This is a genomic window from Blastococcus aggregatus, assembly GCF_900221005.1.
In the GTDB taxonomy this organism is placed as follows: Bacteria; Actinomycetota; Actinomycetes; order Mycobacteriales; family Geodermatophilaceae; genus Blastococcus; species Blastococcus aggregatus.
On record NZ_OBQI01000007.1, the window covers coordinates 119,312 to 133,895 of the forward strand.

Consider the following 14,584-nt stretch of genomic DNA (forward strand, 5'->3'; position numbering starts at 1 on the left):
GGAGGCCCCATGTTCCAGCTCGCAACGCATCGCCATCACCTTCGTGCAGTCCTGGCCCACCAGGCGGCACTGCACGCCGCGGTCCTGACAGCACTCGCGTGGCTGCGCGCCGAGCACGTGCGCGACGACCGCGGCTCGGACTCCTCCGAGAAGGCATTCATGGTCATCCTGGCCATCGCGCTCGGCGGCGCGGTCACCGTCGCCGCGGTGGCGTTCGTGGCCAGCAAGACGGCGCTGTTCCAGTAGCGAGACGCACCAGCAACGCCATGCCTGGATCCCGTGCCCGGAGACGCACCGCGGTACCGCCGTGCGGTGTGGTCGTGCGTCCAGGCCTGCCGAGCCGCGGTGGCGGGAGCGATCGGGGTTCGTCGAGCGTCGAGTTCGCCATCCTGTTCCCGATCATCGTCACTCTGCTGCTCGCCGGCCCGCAGCTGGCGATGTGGTACTTCGCCCGCGAAGCCGCCGACGCCGCCGCGCACGCCGGGGCGCGGGCAGCCAGCGTCAGCGGCGCGGCCGGGGGAGCGGGACAGGAAGCGGCCGACCAGTACCTGGCCCGACTCGGCACCGGCACCATCACCCGCTACTCGGTGGAGGAACAGGACACCGCCACCACGGTCACCGTCCACATCACCGCCGAGGTGCCCAACGTGATCCCGCTGCCCGGCTTCGCCCCGACCGTCGACGTCACTGTGACGCGCGGCAAGGAGCGTTTCACCACGCCGGACTCGCCATGAACCGTCGCCTGCAGCCGGTCACCGCTCCGACCGGCCCGCCGCGGAGAGACGACCGCGGCTCCGAGTCCGTCGAGCTGGCCATCCTGCTACCGGTCGGCATCCTGATCCTCGCGATGCTGGTGATCGGAGCCCGGATCGCACTGGCCGGCGACCGGATCAGCGGCGTCGCCGGCATCGCCGCCCGAGACGCTTCGCTCGCCCGTTCAGCCAGCGCCGCTCAGCAAGTCGCCACGGCCAGCGCCACCGATGCGCTGACCGACCGGAACCTGCACTGCGCCGACGTCCAGGTGCGGGTCGACACCACCGGGTTCACCAGCGCCCCGGGCGTTCCGGCGTCGGTCACCGTGACCGTGGCATGCACCGTCGGCCTGTCCGACATCGGGGTGGCCGGACTGCCCGGCTCGCGCACCCTGCGTGACACGGCCACCAGCCCGCTCGACCCCGCCCGGGACCTGTCGTGACCTGCCCGGGGCGGACCTGCGCCCAAGCCCGCGACGACGAGCGCGGGTCGGTGGCGGTCCTCTTCTGCTTCATCGTGCTGACCGCCAGCCTCCTGGTGACCGGCCTCGTGGACGCCGGTACGGCGATCCAAGCGGCCAACCGCGCCGACACCTACTCCGCCGAGGCGGCCCGGGCGGCCAGCATCGCGGTCGGCCCGGTCCCCACCGGAGGCAGCGCGGACGCCACGTTGGCCGTGACCGCCGCCCGCGACTACCTCGAGCAGGCCGGCGCGGTCGGCACGGTGAACGTCCTCGGCCCCGGCGTGGTCGAGGTCAGCGTGACCGTCACCGCCTCGACACCCCTGCTCGGCATCCCGGTCAGCCAGACCCGCACCCACACCGCGCAACTGCTGGTCGGCGTCACTCAAGGGGAGGGGTTGTCGTGACCGCTCGCGCGGTCCGCCTCCTGAAGGCCGCGGGTGCGCTAGTCGTGCTCATCGCGGTCGTCGTCGGCGTTCCGCTGCTCCTCGCGGCCCTGCAATTGGTGCCGCACAGCCTGCCGTCCCTCGGCGAGGTCGCGACTTCGCTGAAGGTTCGAGACGACGGACGACTCGCCCAGATCGTCCTCGCTACGGGGGTATGGGTGTGCTGGGCGCTGTTCACGCTGTCGACCGCGGCAGAGCTGATGGGGCTGGTCCGCGACCGGCCGGCTCCACCGCTGCCGGGGCTGCGGATCTTCCAGCGGCCGGCGGCCGCGCTGGTGACCGCGGTCGCCGTCGGTTTGACCGTCGCCCCTGCATTCGCCAGTGCATCCCCGTCCGGGACCGCATCTGCCCGGCCGCCGTTGCCGGTCGTGACCGTGTCCACTGGCCTGTCCGCGTCGGCGCAGCAGGACATCGGCGTCCGGGTCACCCAGACGGCGTCCGCGCACTCGACTCCGGAGGACCCGACTGCGACGCCCCCGACCTACCAGGTCCAGCGCCGAGACACCCTGTGGGCGCTGGCCGAGCGCTACCTGGGCGACCCGCTGCGCTATCCGGAGATCGTCGACCTCAACGCTGCTGCCGTCGGTCCGGACAACGAGATCAACCCCGGCACGCTGCTGGTCCTGCCGGCGGACGCTTCCGGCCTGCCGCCGGCCGGGGGCGTCCCGGAGCCCACCGGCGCGAGCGTTGCCGAGGAGGTCACCGTCGAACCGGGGGACACCCTGTGGGATCTCACGGAGGAGGTCACCGGGAGCGGTGAGGACTGGCGTCAAGCCTGGGAGTTGAACCGCGGACGCATCCAGCCGGGCGGAGCGACCTTCACCGATCCATCGTTAATCCGGCCGGGATGGACGCTGAGCATCCCAAGGTCGGTGGACAGCCCCGAGCCCGAGCCGAGCCCACCGATACCGCCCGCACCTGCGCCTCGACCGACGGAACCGCCCCTGCCGCCGTCCGGAGAAGCCCCGACGGCGTCCGTGCCGGCGCCGGACAACCCGCCCTCGACTCCGTCGGGAGCGGCCGCGCCGGACGCCGAGTCGTCACCAACCCAGCAGAGCGAGTCCCCGACAGAGGACGGCGCACCCGAGTTGCCGATGGTCGCCTTCGCGGGTGGTGGGCTACTCCTGGCCGGTACCTCACTCGCTGCTCTGCTGCGCTATCGGCGACGCCAGTTCCGCCACCGCCGTCCCGGCCGGGTCATCAGCAGCACCCCGCCCGAACTCCTCGACGCCGAGCGGACCCTGCTGATGGCGGGAAGCGCCGGCAGCGCTGACGTGAGCTGGCTGGATCAGGCCTTGCGCAGCTTGGTGCACGGCTTGTCGACGGTCGAGGGCGCCCGGCTGCCCGACGTCGTCGCGGCGTGCACGACCGACGACGTCCTGACGCTGGTACTCGCGAGCCCCTCGCCGCAGGCACCGGAGCCATGGACCGTGGACTTCAATGGGACCCGCTGGTCGATCCGACGCGGCGACCCGCTGACCTACGACGAGCACCGGCGAACACGGTTCTTCGCCCCGTTCCCGACGCTCGCGTCCGTGGGTCACACCGCCGCGGGGGAGCACTGGCTCGTCGACCTCGAACGCGTCGGGGCCATCTCCCTGTCCGGCGACTCCGAGCGCTGCCTGAACCTGGCGCGGTTCCTCGCCGCTGAGCTGGCGCACAACAGCTGGTCGGAGATGCTGCAGGTGACCATGGTCGGCTTCGGCGAGGAGTTGGCCAAGATCAATACCGACCGGTTGACCTATTCCGAAGACGTCGAGAAGGCGATCGCGGCACTCTCCGGGAGGCTGGAGTCGGTCACGGACGCCATACGGGTTGCCGCCACCGACGTGCTCGGGGGCCGGCTGCACGACGTCGCGGCTGACGCTTGGGCTCCGCACGTGCTGTTGATCGCCTCGGACGCGGCCCAGGACGGCGACAGTCTGGCCGAGCTGGTGACTGCGATTCGGCAGCAGCCGGCCCGCAGTGCGGTCGCGGTGGTGCTGGTTCACGACACCGATCTCACCGACGACGTCCGCTGGCGGCTGACCATCGACGACGACGGGGTTCTCCGCATCCCGGCACTGGACCTCGAGCTGATCGCCCAACAGGTCCCGGCCCACGAGGCCGCGCAGCTGGGTCAGGTGCTCGCCCTGGCGTCTGTCACCGAGGACCGGCCCGTCCCGCCGAGCCACGGCAACCAGTCCTGGGACGCGCACGCCGACGCCTGCGGCGGCCTACGCGTCGAACGAGCAGGCACTTCCCGGCGGGAGCGACCGGACTCTGTCGCGGCTGACGAGCGGTCACCGGGCCCGACGAAGAAGCCGCTGTCGACGACAAGCTCCGTGCTGCCCTTGCCCACGCAGAGCTACCTGGATCAGGCGGCGACGACCGAGCAGGACCTGCAGGCGCTGGCCCCGGCCACCGATGAGGGCATCCGGGGCCAGGTGGAGAGCGCCGATCCCGGCCTGGACGAAGACCTGGCCGACTGGGCCGACCCTTCCTGTCCCCGCCCCAAGTTGACGCTGCTCGGTCCGGTCCTGGTGCGCGCTCAGGGCTCGCTACCGGAGCGCAATCCGCGGCGGCAGTTCTACACCGAGATCGTCGCCTACCTGGCGACCCGACCGGGCGGCGTGACCAGCGAGCGCTACGCCACCGCCATCTGGCCCAACGAGCCCGACGTCGTCGGCAAGACGAAGGTGCGCCAGTCCATCTCCGTCGTGCGGGCCTGGCTCGGCACCGATCCGGATACCGGCGCCGACTTTCTGCCCTCCGGGCTCACCGCCGCAGCGGCGGGCCGGTACCGGATCGACGGCATGCTCATCGACGCCGAACTGTTCCGCCGACTGCGAGTCCGAGGCCTGGCGCGCGGAGCCGACGGCATCGCCGACCTGTGCGCGGCGCTCGACCTGGTCACCGGTCGCCCCTTCGACCTGCCGACCCAACGGCAGGGGGCCGTGGGCGGATATCGATGGCTAGTCGACGAAGACGGCCGGCTGGACCTCGAGTACGCGGCGATGATCGCCGACGTCGCCCACACGGTCGCCACCCATCACCTCGCCGCTGGGCGGCCAGAGTTCGCGGCGGCCGCTGCGGAGGTGGCCCTGAAGGCTGAAAGCTACGAGGACACGCCGCTGCTCGACCTGGTCGCTGCCTGCGACGCGCAGGGCAACAGGGCTGAAGCAGACGCGTACGTCGCCCGCATCCTGGCCAACCATGACGCCGAGGTCGAAGAGGATCTGCCACCGAGAACAGCCGAAATTCTCTTCCGACGCCAGTGGACCGGTCGAGCGAGCTGACTCCGATGCGAAGAGGACAGCCAGGCGCCTTCGTCGATCTCGGATTACCTTCCCACCATGGCCGCTCCGCCCCTCGATGGCTTCTACGTCTGGTGGCACGAGGACACCCCTGATCGCATCCGCCTCGCCACGAACAACGCCGACATCGTGGGCGAGGACGGCGAGAACCCAGGCCTGCAGATCGTCTTCAGCAGCAACCCGAGGTCGGCTGACTACCACCCGGCCAACTTCAACCGTATGGCTCGCTGGCTGGAGCTCTCCGCGGAACCGCATCCGGATCCCGTGCCTGTCGCTGACCGGCAGCTGGATCGCCGACCGCGGTAGGCCCCTCACCAGGAAGCCGGTCGTCCGCGTGCCGTCGCGGAGCCGGCGATCGACCGGCTTCACCGGGTCGACGGCCGCACGGAACCGTCGAATTGCCAGGTCCAGTGCCCCGGTCCGACATCGCACGTAGCTTCGCCTGGCGGCTGCTTGAATGACGCCCATGTCTTCCGATGGGGACGTCGCGAGACTCGCGGTGCAGTGCGAGCAGTTGCTCGGCCCGACCGACAGTTGGACGCCCCCGGAGGGATACCCGGACGGACTGGCGCTTTGCATCATCGATGCCGTCTGGTCCATGGGGGTGCGCTACGGCGGGGTCCGGCGCGTGGTCCGGCGCTATCGCGGGCTGCGCGCAGACGAAGGGGCCGACCCGGGGGTCGACGGCGCCCGCGACCTGATCATCGCCATCGAGCGAACCGGTGGCTCGGACGCCTTCTCCGCGGCGATGGACAACAAGCATCGGACGTCGACGCGAAGCGGGATCCTCAAGGCCGAGGCGGTGCTGCTGTGCGCTCGGGCGTTGGTCGCGGCTGGCATGGAGTCGGCGGCCGATTTCCGCGGTGCCGTCGAGCCCATGACCTCGGCCGCCGAGCGCGCTTGGCGCGCCGTGCCCGGTCAAGGTTCGGGCATCTCGTGGCGGTACGCGCGGCTGCTCGCCGGCGTGCAAGAGGTCAAACCCGACCGGATGATCACACGCTTTGTCGCGCGTGCAATCGGGCGCACCCCGACGCCGAACGAGGCGGCGGACTTGGTCACGGCCGTCGCCGCCGGGTTGAACGTCGATCTCCGCGGCTTGGATCACCGGATCTGGAGGTTCCAGAGCGGCCGCGGTTAGCCCGGGGCTTTCATGCCGCAGTCGCTTGACGCGTAGTTGATCAAGCGGAAAGTGCTCCTGACCAGCGAGAATGGGACTTGTCTAGGGTCCGTTCTACGCAGCTCGAGGAGCACCTTCCAGGTGAAGAAACCTACCCTGTACTACCCGCGCCCGGCCATCGACGGGACCGGCTCGGCGGTCGTGGCTCACGCCGGCTCGATGCTGCTGCTGCGCACCGCGCAGACCGTCGGTCTGACCCGGGCGCTGCGGGAGGCCATGGCAGGGTGGCGCAAGCCGCTGGCCGTCCACGACCCCGGCAAGATCTTGCTGGATCTCGCGGTCAGCCTGGCGATCGGCGGTGACTGTCTGGCCGACATCGCCCAGCTGCGCGCGGCTCCGGAGGTGTTCGGGCTGGTGGCGTCGGATCCGACAGTGTCCCGCTGCATCGACGCCTTGGCCGCCGATGCCCCCGCGGCACTGACGGCGATCAACACCGCCCGGGCGACGGCCCGGGCCAACGCCTGGTCGCTGGCCGGTGAGCACGCGCCCGATCACGACGCCGAGGCCAATCGACCGGTGGTCATCGACGTGGACGCCACGCTGATCACCTCGCACTCGGACAAGGAGGCCGCGGCGCCGACGTTCAAGCGCGGGTACGGCCACCACCCGCTGTGGGCGTTCGTCGACCACGGCGCCGCCGGGACCGGGGAACCCCTGTCGTTCCTGCTGCGCAAGGGCAACGCCGGCTCGAACACCGCCGCTGACCACCTCACCGTGATCAAGGCCGCATTGGCACAGCTGCCCGGCGGACATACCCGCGGCAAGAAGGTCTTGATCCGTATCGACGGCGCCGGGAGCACCCACGAACTACTCGCCGGCCGGCGGCCCGATGTCCTGGGAGATCCGGCGGATCACCGGCTGGAGCGACGACGGTCCGGGCAAGGTGTGGATGCGGGAGACGGCCGAGTTCGTGGCCGGGCAGCCGCTCACGCCGATGCTCCGCGCCGCCTTGATGGCCGACTTCACCAACCCGCTGGCGAACTCCGGCTCCGTGGGCCTGGCGTTCATCAACGTCGACGTGACGATGTACCTGGTGCGCGACCCGCGGGGGGGAGTGGATCGGCATGGAGAGCGCCGGCCACCTCGGTGCCGACGGCATCGGCTTCGGCACCACGTGGATGTACGACCAGGGACGGCCGGATCGGGCACTGCGTGGCCGCCGCACTGCCCGACCCGAGGATCCAGCGCCGCCACGCCGGGCCTGCGACCGGCGACCGCGGCTGACCGCGCCGCAGTTCCGGGCCCCGTGGTGATCCGGGTCGCGGCGTCGACGGGGACCTGTTAGGAAGGTCACAGTCGAGCGCTTTCGTCACCAACCTGAGTGGGTGCGGACGTGGATCTGAGCAAGACCTTCCTCTCGTGGCCGGTGCTGCGGCAGTTCAGCGGCAACGATCCGCTGGGCCGCGGCACCGCGGCCCGATCCGGCCAGACCGAGCGGATCACCGCCCGCACGGAGACCGCCGACCGCGTCGCCAGGAGCGTCTGCCCGTACTGCGCCGTGGGCTGCGGTCAACGGGTCTACGTCAAGGATGAGAAGGTCGTCCAGATCGAGGGCGATCCGGACAGCCCGATCTCCCGCGGCCGACTCTGCCCGAAGGGGGCCGCCAGCAAGAACCTGGTGACCGGCCCGATGCGCGAGTCGAAGGTGCGCTACCGCCGGCCGTTCGGCACCGAGTGGGAGGACCTGGACCTCGAGACGGCGATGAACATGGTCGCCGACCGCGTCCTGAAGGTGCGCGACGAGACGTGGCAGGACGAGGACGAGTCCGGCAACAAGGTCCGCCGCACGATGGGTATTGCCGGTCTGGGCGGCGCGACGCTCGACAACGAGGAGAACTACCTCATCAAGAAGCTCTGGACGGCGATGGGCGCCGTGCAGATCGAGAACCAGGCGCGTATATAGCACTCCGCCACCGTCCCCGGTCTGGGGGCCAGTTTCGGTCGCGGCGGCGCCACCAGCTTCCAGCAGGATCTGGCCAACGCCGACTGCATCATCATCCAGGGCTCGAACATGGCCGAGGCGCATCCGGTCGGGTTCCAGTGGGTGATGGAGGCCAAGCTCCGCGGCGCCAAGATCATCCACGTCGACCCGCGGTTCACCCGCACCAGCGCGCTGGCCCACACGTTCGTGCCGCTGCGTGCCGGCACTGACATCGCCTTCCTCGGCGGAATCATCAACTACGTTCTGCAGAACGAGCTGGACTTCCGCGAGTACGTCGTGGCCTACACCAACGCTGCCTCGATCGTCAGCGACGAGTACACCGACCCCGACGAGCTCGACGGCCTCTTCTCCGGCTTCGACCCCGAGACCCGCACCTACTCACCGGAGAGCTGGCAGTACGCCCAGCAAGAGCATGAGGGCGACACCCGGCAGGACATGCACGAGCAACGGGAAACGTCGAGCGCGCAGCAGTTCGGCAGTCACGGTGCCAGCGTCTCCAGCGCCTTGCGGGACGACACGCTGCAGGACCCCAACTGCGTCTACCAGATCCTCAAGCGGCACTTCTCCCGCTACACCCCGGAGATGGTCGAGCAGGTCTGCGGCGTCTCCCCCGAGGCGTTCCGCGAGGTCTGCGAGGCGTGGACGCAGAACTCCGGCCGGGAGCGGACGACCGCGCTGTGCTACAGCGTGGGCTGGACGCAGCACAGCGTCGGGGCGCAGTACATCCGCACGGCGGCGATCCTGCAGCTGCTGCTGGGCAACATCGGCCGCACCGGCGGCGGGATCATGGCTCTGCGCGGGCACGCCAGCATCCAGGGGTCGACCGACATCCCGACGCTGTTCGACCTGCTGCCCGGCTACCTGCCGATGCCGAGCGCCTCGAAGCACCCGGACTTCCAGACCTATGTGGACAGCATCCGCAAGCCCGGGGCGAAGGGGTTCTGGGACAACTCCAAGGCCTACACCGTGAACCTGCTCAAGGCCTACTGGGGCGAGAAGGCGACGGCGGAGAACGACTTCTGCTTCGACTACATGCCCAAGCTGACCGGCGACCACGGCACCTACCGCACCGTGCTGGACATGATCGACGGCAAGGTCAAGGGCTACTTCCTCTTCGGTCAGAACCCGGCGGTCGGCTCCGCGCACGGCCGGGCGCAGCGGCTCGGCATGGCCAACCTCGACTGGCTGGTCGTGCGCGACCTGGTCGAGATCGAGAGCGCGTCGTTCTGGCGGAACTCGCCGGAGATCGCGACCGGCGAAATCGTGCCGGAGGAGTGCCGCACCGAGGTGTTCCTGTTCCCCGCGGCGTCCCACGTCGAGAAGGAGGGCACCTTCACCCAGACGCAGCGGATGCTGCAGTGGCGCGAGAAGGCGCTGGACCCCAAGGGCGACTGCCGTTCCGAGCTGTGGTTCCTCTACCACCTGGGCCGGCTGCTCCGGGAGCGGCTGGCGGGCTCCGCCCGTGAGCGCGACCGGCCGCTGCTCGACCTCGTCTGGGACTACGTCCCTCCGGAGCACCAGCACGAGCCGTGGGGCGAGCCGAGCGCCGAGAAGGTGCTCATGGAGATCAACGGCTACGAGATCGCCACCGGCCGGCCGCTGTCCTCGTTCACCGAGATGAAGGAGGACGGCTCGACGCTGGGCGGCTGCTGGATCTACACCGGCGTCTTCAAGGACGGCGTGAACCAGGCGGCGCGCCGCAAGCCCGCATCGGAGCAGTCCTGGGTCGCCCCCGAGTGGGGCTGGGCCTGGCCGGCCAACCGGCGGACCCTCTACAACCGGGCCTCGGCCGACCCCGACGGCAAGCCGTGGAGCGAGCGCAAGGCCTACGTGTGGTGGGACGAGGCGGCCGGGGAGTGGACCGGGCACGACGTCCCGGACTTCGAGAAGACCAAGCCGCCGTCCTACCGTGCGCCCGACGGCGCGCGCGGCGTGGCGGCCCTGGCGGGCGACGACGCGTTCATCATGAACGGCGACGGCAAGGGCGCCCTGTACGTGCCGCAGGGGCTCATCGACGGCCCGCTGCCCACGCACTACGAGCCGGTGGAGTCCCCGTTCCGCAACGCGCTGTACGCCCAGCAGGGCAACCCGACGCGCAAGGACTACCCGCGGCCGGACAACCCGATCAACCCGAGCTTCCCGGACGAGGCCGAGCAGGTCGCGGTGTTCCCCTACGTGTTCACCACCAGCCGGCTCACCGAGCACCACACCTCGGGGGCGATGAGCAGGTACCTGGAGTACCTCTCCGAACTGCAACCGGAGATGTTCGTGGAGGTGTCCCCGGCGCTGGCGCAAGAGCGCGGGCTCGAGCACATGGGCTGGTGCCACGTGATCACCAGCCGGTCGGCGGTGGAGGGACGGGTGCTGGTCACCGAGCGGCTCATCCCGCTCCGTGTCGAAGGTCGGGTGGTGCACCAGGTGTGGCTGCCCTACCACTGGGGGGCCGGCGGCATGGTCACCGGCGACTCGGCCAACGACCTGTTCGGCATCACGCTCGATCCCAACGTGCTGATCCAGGAGAGCAAGGTCGGCACCTGTGACGTCCGGCCCGGGCGGCGCCCGACCGGGCCGGCGCTCCGGGAGTACATCGCGGGTTACCTGCAGCGGGCGGGCCTCGACACCGGCCGGCGCACGCCGATCCTGACCACCGGCACCGCCGGATCTCACACCGACGGTCGCGAGGCCGACGAGGGGGCGCAGCCATGATCGGCAAGACCAGTCTCTTCGGTCCGGTGAACCCGGCACGCGATGCCGGCTACGACGACCCTCCGGCTCGCAAGGGGTTCTTCACCGACACCAGCATCTGCATCGGGTGCAAGGCGTGCGAGGTGGCCTGCAAGGAGTGGAACGAGGTCCCCGACAACGGCTTCGACATGCTCGGGATGTCCTACGACAACACCGGCTCGCTGAACGCCAACAGCTGGCGGCACGTCGCGTTCGTCGAGCAGCCGGCTCGCCCGACCGCCCCGCCGGTCGATCTCGGCATGCCGACGCTGCTGCACGACGGGGTGGCCGATGACGGGCAGCAGACGACGGTGGCCGGCGAGGACAGGCCAGATTTCCGTTGGCTGATGTCGTCGGACGTGTGCAAGCACTGCACGCATGCCGCCTGCCTGGACGTCTGCCCCACCGGCTCGCTGTTCCGGACCGAGTTCGGCACGGTCGTGGTCCAGGACGACATCTGCAACGGCTGCGGCTACTGCGTGCCGGCCTGCCCGTACGGGGTCATCGAACGGCGAGAGCGCCCTGAGGCGGCCAAGAACGTCGGTATCGCGCAGAAGTGCACGCTCTGCTACGACCGGTTGGGCGCCGGCATGACCCCTGCCTGCGCCCAGGCCTGCCCCACCCAGTCGATCCAGTTCGGTGACGTCGACGAGCTGCGGGAGCGGGCGAAGCAGCGGGTCGAGGCGCTGCAGGCCGGCGGGGTGACCGATGCCCGGCTCTACGGGGCCGACCCCGAGGACGGCGTGGGCGGCGCGGGAGCGTTCTTCCTGCTCCTCGACGAACCCGAGGTCTACGGCCTGCCCCCCGACCCGGTGGTCACCACCCGCGACCTCCCGCACATGTACCAGCGGGCCGTCGTCGCCGCCGGTGCGCTGCTGCTGGGCGCTGTCCTCTCCTTCCTGGAGAGGCGCTCATGAGCTCGGCACCAGACGGTGAAGGTCCGCGGCAGCAGACGGTGGTGCTCGGTTCCCAGGACGGGCGGCGCGGGAAGCGGCGGCGTGGGGGCGGAGGGGACCAGTCCATGGTTCCGGAGGCCACTTTCACGTCGTACTCCGGACTGCCCGTCGTCAAGGCATCCCCGTGGAAGGCCGACATCCCCGCGTACATGTTCTTCGGCGGGATGGCGGCGGGATCATCCCTGCTCGCCGCCGGCGGCGACCTGACCGGCCGGCCCGCGTTGCGACGTGCCGGCCGGTTCACCGCCCTCATCGGACTGTCCGCCACCATGGCCACGCTCGTCCACGACCTCGGACGTCCGGGGCGATTCCTCAACATGCTGCGCACCGCCAAGCTGACCTCGCCGATGTCCGTGGGCACCTGGATCCTGTCGACGTACGGTCCGATCGCCGGAGTCGCCGCGGCGGCCGAGCTCGTCGACATGCTCCCCGAGCGGCGCGTTCCGGCGCTGTTCCGCCTGGTCTCCGCCGTGGGGCGGCCCGCCGGGTTCGTGGCCGCGCTGACGGCGCCACCGGTCGCCGCGTACACCGCCGTCCTGCTCTCGGACACGGCCACCCCATCCTGGCACGAGGCCTACCGGGAGCTGCCGTTCGTCTTCGTCGGCTCGGCCGCGGCCGCGGCCGGCGGCGTCGGCATGCTCGCCGTCCCTCCGGACCAGGCCGGCCCCGCACGGCGGATGGCCGTCGGGGGCGCCGTGCTGGAGCTTGTGGCCGAGCAGCGGATGGAGTCCTCCATGGGGATCACCGCCGAGCCCCTGCACCAGGGGAAGGCGGGGCGGTGGATGAGAGCGAGCAAAGCCCTCACCATCACCGGCGCGCTGGGCTCTCTCCTCGGCGGGCGCAGCAGGCCGGTGGCCGCCGTGTCGGGCGCCGCGCTGGTGGCGGGTTCGGTGTGCACGCGGTTCGGGATCTTCGAGGCCGGTCAGCAGTCGGCCCGCGACCCCAAGTACACCGTGGTGCCGCAGCGTGAGCGCCTCGATCGGGGGGAACCGACCCGCTACCGGGGCTGATCAGCACGGGGCGCCCGCCCGGCGCCCGCACGGAGCATCGAAGTCACGGAGCGTCGAGGTGAAGAGGACGGACATGGCGCAGGGACAGAGCACGGCACCCGACACCAGCACCGGAAGTGGCGCCCCCGGAAGGGAACAGGTGGTTCCTCGTCGCCGCCGCGCTCCTCCTGCAGTTCTCGATCGGTGCCGTGTACGCGTGGAGCGTGTTCGGCTCGGCGTTGCGGGACGCCTCGGCGTTCGACCTCAGTCGGGTGGAGGCGTCGCTGCCCTTCACCGTCACTATCGGGATGATCTTCATCGGCAGCTACATCGGGGGCCGGATCCAGGACGTCCGGGGGCCGCGGATCGTCGCGCTCATCGGTGGTGTCATCTATGCCGTCGGCGTCGTGCTCGCCTCGTTCGCCACCAGCGGCGACCAACTGTGGCTGATCATCCTCGGGTACGGCGTGATCAGCGGGTTCGGCCTGGGCTTCGCCTACATCGTCCCGATCGCCATGTTGCTCAAGTGGTTCCCGGACAAGCGGGGCCTGATCACCGGCCTGGCCGTGGGCGGCTTCGGCTTCGGTGCGGTGCTCACCTCACCGGTCGCCCAGTGGCTGATCGAGGGTGATCCCGAGCAGCCGACCAGCGCCTTCCTCCCGCTCGGCATCGCCTACCTGGTGATGTCCCTGATCGGGGCCTCGTTCTTCCGCAACCCGCCGGCCGGATACACCGTGCCCGGCTACGAGCCGGCGACGAGCGGGGTCGAGGCCAGGGTGGAGAAGGACTACACCCAGGGTGAGGCGCTGCGGACCCCGCAGTGGTACCTGCTCACCGCCATCCTCACGCTCAACGTGACCGCGGGGATCGCACTGATCGCCCAGGCCGCCGCCAGCGCCGAGGACATCGCCGGGTACACGGCGACCGGTGCGGCCGCCGTCGTGGGCGTGCTCGCGGTGTTCAACGGCGGCGGCCGGGTCGTCTGGGCGGCGGCGTCGGACTACATCGGGCGGATGCCCGCCTTCGCGGCGATGCTCGGGCTCCAGGGCGTGTGTCTGCTGCTGCCGCACGCCTCGAACGCGGCGCTGTTCTTCATCCTCGCCGCCGTCATCTACCTCTGCTACGGCGGTGGGTTCGGCACCATGCCGGCCACGGCCGGCGACTACTTCGGGGTCAAGTACGCCGGCGCCATCTACGGCCTGATGCTGGTCGGCTGGAGCATCGGCGGCATCCTCGGCCCGATCCTCATCTCCGCCCTCATCGGCGGCGACCGCAACTACACCCTGGGCTACACGACCATCGGGATCATCGCGCTGGTGTCCATGATTCTGACGTTCATCACCAAGCTGCCCCGCGCGCGTCGCAGCGTCGAGGCTTAGTTAGTCGGCGCTGTACTCCTTCTCCAGGTCGATGCGGTTGAACCACCCGCGCGTGCCGTCCGCGAACTCCACCAGGAACGATGGGAAGAGCTTCGTGGCGTACCCGCGCGACGGGTCTGTGGAGATGTCAAGGATCGTGGCGCGGCCATGGGCCAAGGGGTTGGACACGTTCACCGAGTTGCCGACTCGAAGACCGCCTATCCGCTTGCCGAACAGGCCGCCCCGAACATTCGGGCGCGGCTGGAGACGTGCCGGGTACGGGTCTCCAGGCTGCCACTCGGGAGGTGACGAGTGGAACTTCGATGCGTCGCGGTAGGACGGGTTCGGTACCCCACAGTGGGGACAGCTCGCCGCCTCCGTGGACACGTCACGGGTGCACTCGCGGCACAGCGTCATCGCCATGAGTGCCAGCCTGCCTCCCGATCAGCGATTTCCAATGAGCGGCGAGGTGGACACGCCGCA

Annotated in this window: 13 protein-coding genes and 2 pseudogenes; 14 read left to right on the top strand and 1 reads right to left on the bottom strand. The window is 70.3% G+C overall.

The genetic code is table 11. The features are described from left to right. Nucleotides 1–9 precede the first annotated feature (9 nt). From CRP29_RS20580 to CRP29_RS20640, 14 genes and pseudogenes are all read left to right on the top strand, one after another. Complete coding sequence (locus tag CRP29_RS20580) at nt 10–246, top strand: hypothetical protein (RefSeq protein WP_097196930.1); 237 nt, start codon at nt 10–12, stop codon at nt 244–246. A 74-nt stretch (nt 247–320) separates the two neighbouring features. Next, the gene (locus tag CRP29_RS20585) at nt 321–734 is read left to right on the top strand and encodes a TadE/TadG family type IV pilus assembly protein (protein WP_245853150.1); all 414 of its coding nucleotides are present in this window, start codon (nt 321–323) and stop codon (nt 732–734) included. Next, nucleotides 731–1,195, top strand: coding sequence for a TadE/TadG family type IV pilus assembly protein (locus CRP29_RS20590; protein WP_097196932.1), 465 nt, complete (start codon nt 731–733; stop codon nt 1,193–1,195). Before CRP29_RS20585 ends, CRP29_RS20590 begins: the two co-directional genes overlap by 4 nt. Then, the gene (locus CRP29_RS20595; protein ID WP_245853152.1) at nt 1,192–1,620 is read left to right on the top strand and encodes a hypothetical protein; all 429 of its coding nucleotides are present in this window, start codon (nt 1,192–1,194) and stop codon (nt 1,618–1,620) included. The genes CRP29_RS20590 and CRP29_RS20595 overlap by 4 nt, the downstream gene beginning before the upstream one ends. Further along, complete coding sequence (locus tag CRP29_RS20600; RefSeq protein ID WP_097196934.1) at nt 1,617–4,937, top strand: LysM peptidoglycan-binding domain-containing protein; 3,321 nt, start codon at nt 1,617–1,619, stop codon at nt 4,935–4,937. Before CRP29_RS20595 ends, CRP29_RS20600 begins: the two co-directional genes overlap by 4 nt. Before the next feature lie 57 nt (nt 4,938–4,994). Then, the gene (locus CRP29_RS20605) at nt 4,995–5,261 is read left to right on the top strand and encodes a hypothetical protein (protein ID WP_097196935.1); all 267 of its coding nucleotides are present in this window, start codon (nt 4,995–4,997) and stop codon (nt 5,259–5,261) included. Between the two features lie 160 nt (nt 5,262–5,421). After that, nucleotides 5,422–6,093 (top strand): hypothetical protein, encoded by a 672-nt coding sequence (locus CRP29_RS20610; protein WP_097196936.1) that lies wholly within the window; start codon nt 5,422–5,424, stop codon nt 6,091–6,093. 120 nt (nt 6,094–6,213) lie between these two features. Next, nucleotides 6,214–6,945: pseudogene (locus CRP29_RS23420) on the top strand (transposase); the annotation flags it as partial. Between the two features lie 76 nt (nt 6,946–7,021). After that, entirely contained in the window at nt 7,022–7,417 is a 396-nt protein-coding gene (locus tag CRP29_RS23845; protein WP_425427116.1) for a hypothetical protein, read from the top strand. A 48-nt stretch (nt 7,418–7,465) separates the two neighbouring features. Next, the gene (locus tag CRP29_RS23880) at nt 7,466–8,035 is read left to right on the top strand and encodes a dehydrogenase (RefSeq protein ID WP_097197066.1); all 570 of its coding nucleotides are present in this window, start codon (nt 7,466–7,468) and stop codon (nt 8,033–8,035) included. A gap of 12 nt (nt 8,036–8,047) precedes the next feature. Next, nucleotides 8,048–10,780, top strand: a pseudogene (gene fdh, locus CRP29_RS20625) (formate dehydrogenase); the annotation flags it as partial. Continuing rightward, nucleotides 10,777–11,715, top strand: coding sequence for a 4Fe-4S dicluster domain-containing protein (locus CRP29_RS20630; RefSeq protein ID WP_097196939.1), 939 nt, complete (start codon nt 10,777–10,779; stop codon nt 11,713–11,715). The pseudogene fdh and the gene CRP29_RS20630, both read left to right, overlap by 4 nt. Nucleotides 11,716–11,819: 104 nt before the next feature. Then, nucleotides 11,820–12,764, top strand: coding sequence for an NrfD/PsrC family molybdoenzyme membrane anchor subunit (gene nrfD / locus CRP29_RS20635; RefSeq protein ID WP_097196940.1), 945 nt, complete (start codon nt 11,820–11,822; stop codon nt 12,762–12,764). A 116-nt stretch (nt 12,765–12,880) separates the two neighbouring features. Then, the gene (locus CRP29_RS20640) at nt 12,881–14,122 is read left to right on the top strand and encodes an L-lactate MFS transporter (protein WP_097196941.1); all 1,242 of its coding nucleotides are present in this window, start codon (nt 12,881–12,883) and stop codon (nt 14,120–14,122) included. Here the strand turns inward: CRP29_RS20640 and CRP29_RS22465 are convergent, their stop codons facing one another. After that, nucleotides 14,123–14,524, bottom strand: coding sequence for a hypothetical protein (locus tag CRP29_RS22465; RefSeq protein WP_141437186.1), 402 nt, complete (start codon nt 14,522–14,524; stop codon nt 14,123–14,125). Between the last annotated feature and the right edge of the window lie 60 nt (nt 14,525–14,584).

Excerpts from the sequence above, each read along its gene's own strand:
- CRP29_RS20580 (WP_097196930.1), top strand. The coding sequence starts at position 10 with ATGTTCCAGCTCGCAACGCATCGCCATCACCTTCGTGCAGTCCTGGCC.
- CRP29_RS20590 (WP_097196932.1), top strand. The coding sequence starts at position 731 with ATGAACCGTCGCCTGCAGCCGGTCACCGCTCCGACCGGCCCGCCGCGG.
- CRP29_RS20605 (WP_097196935.1), top strand. The coding sequence starts at position 4,995 with ATGGCCGCTCCGCCCCTCGATGGCTTCTACGTCTGGTGGCACGAGGAC.
- CRP29_RS20610 (WP_097196936.1), top strand. The coding sequence starts at position 5,422 with ATGTCTTCCGATGGGGACGTCGCGAGACTCGCGGTGCAGTGCGAGCAG.
- CRP29_RS23845 (WP_425427116.1), top strand. The coding sequence starts at position 7,022 with ATGCGGGAGACGGCCGAGTTCGTGGCCGGGCAGCCGCTCACGCCGATG.
- CRP29_RS20630 (WP_097196939.1), top strand. The coding sequence starts at position 10,777 with ATGATCGGCAAGACCAGTCTCTTCGGTCCGGTGAACCCGGCACGCGAT.
- nrfD (WP_097196940.1), top strand. The coding sequence starts at position 11,820 with ATGGTTCCGGAGGCCACTTTCACGTCGTACTCCGGACTGCCCGTCGTC.
- CRP29_RS22465 (WP_141437186.1), bottom strand. The coding sequence starts at position 14,524 with ATGGCGATGACGCTGTGCCGCGAGTGCACCCGTGACGTGTCCACGGAG.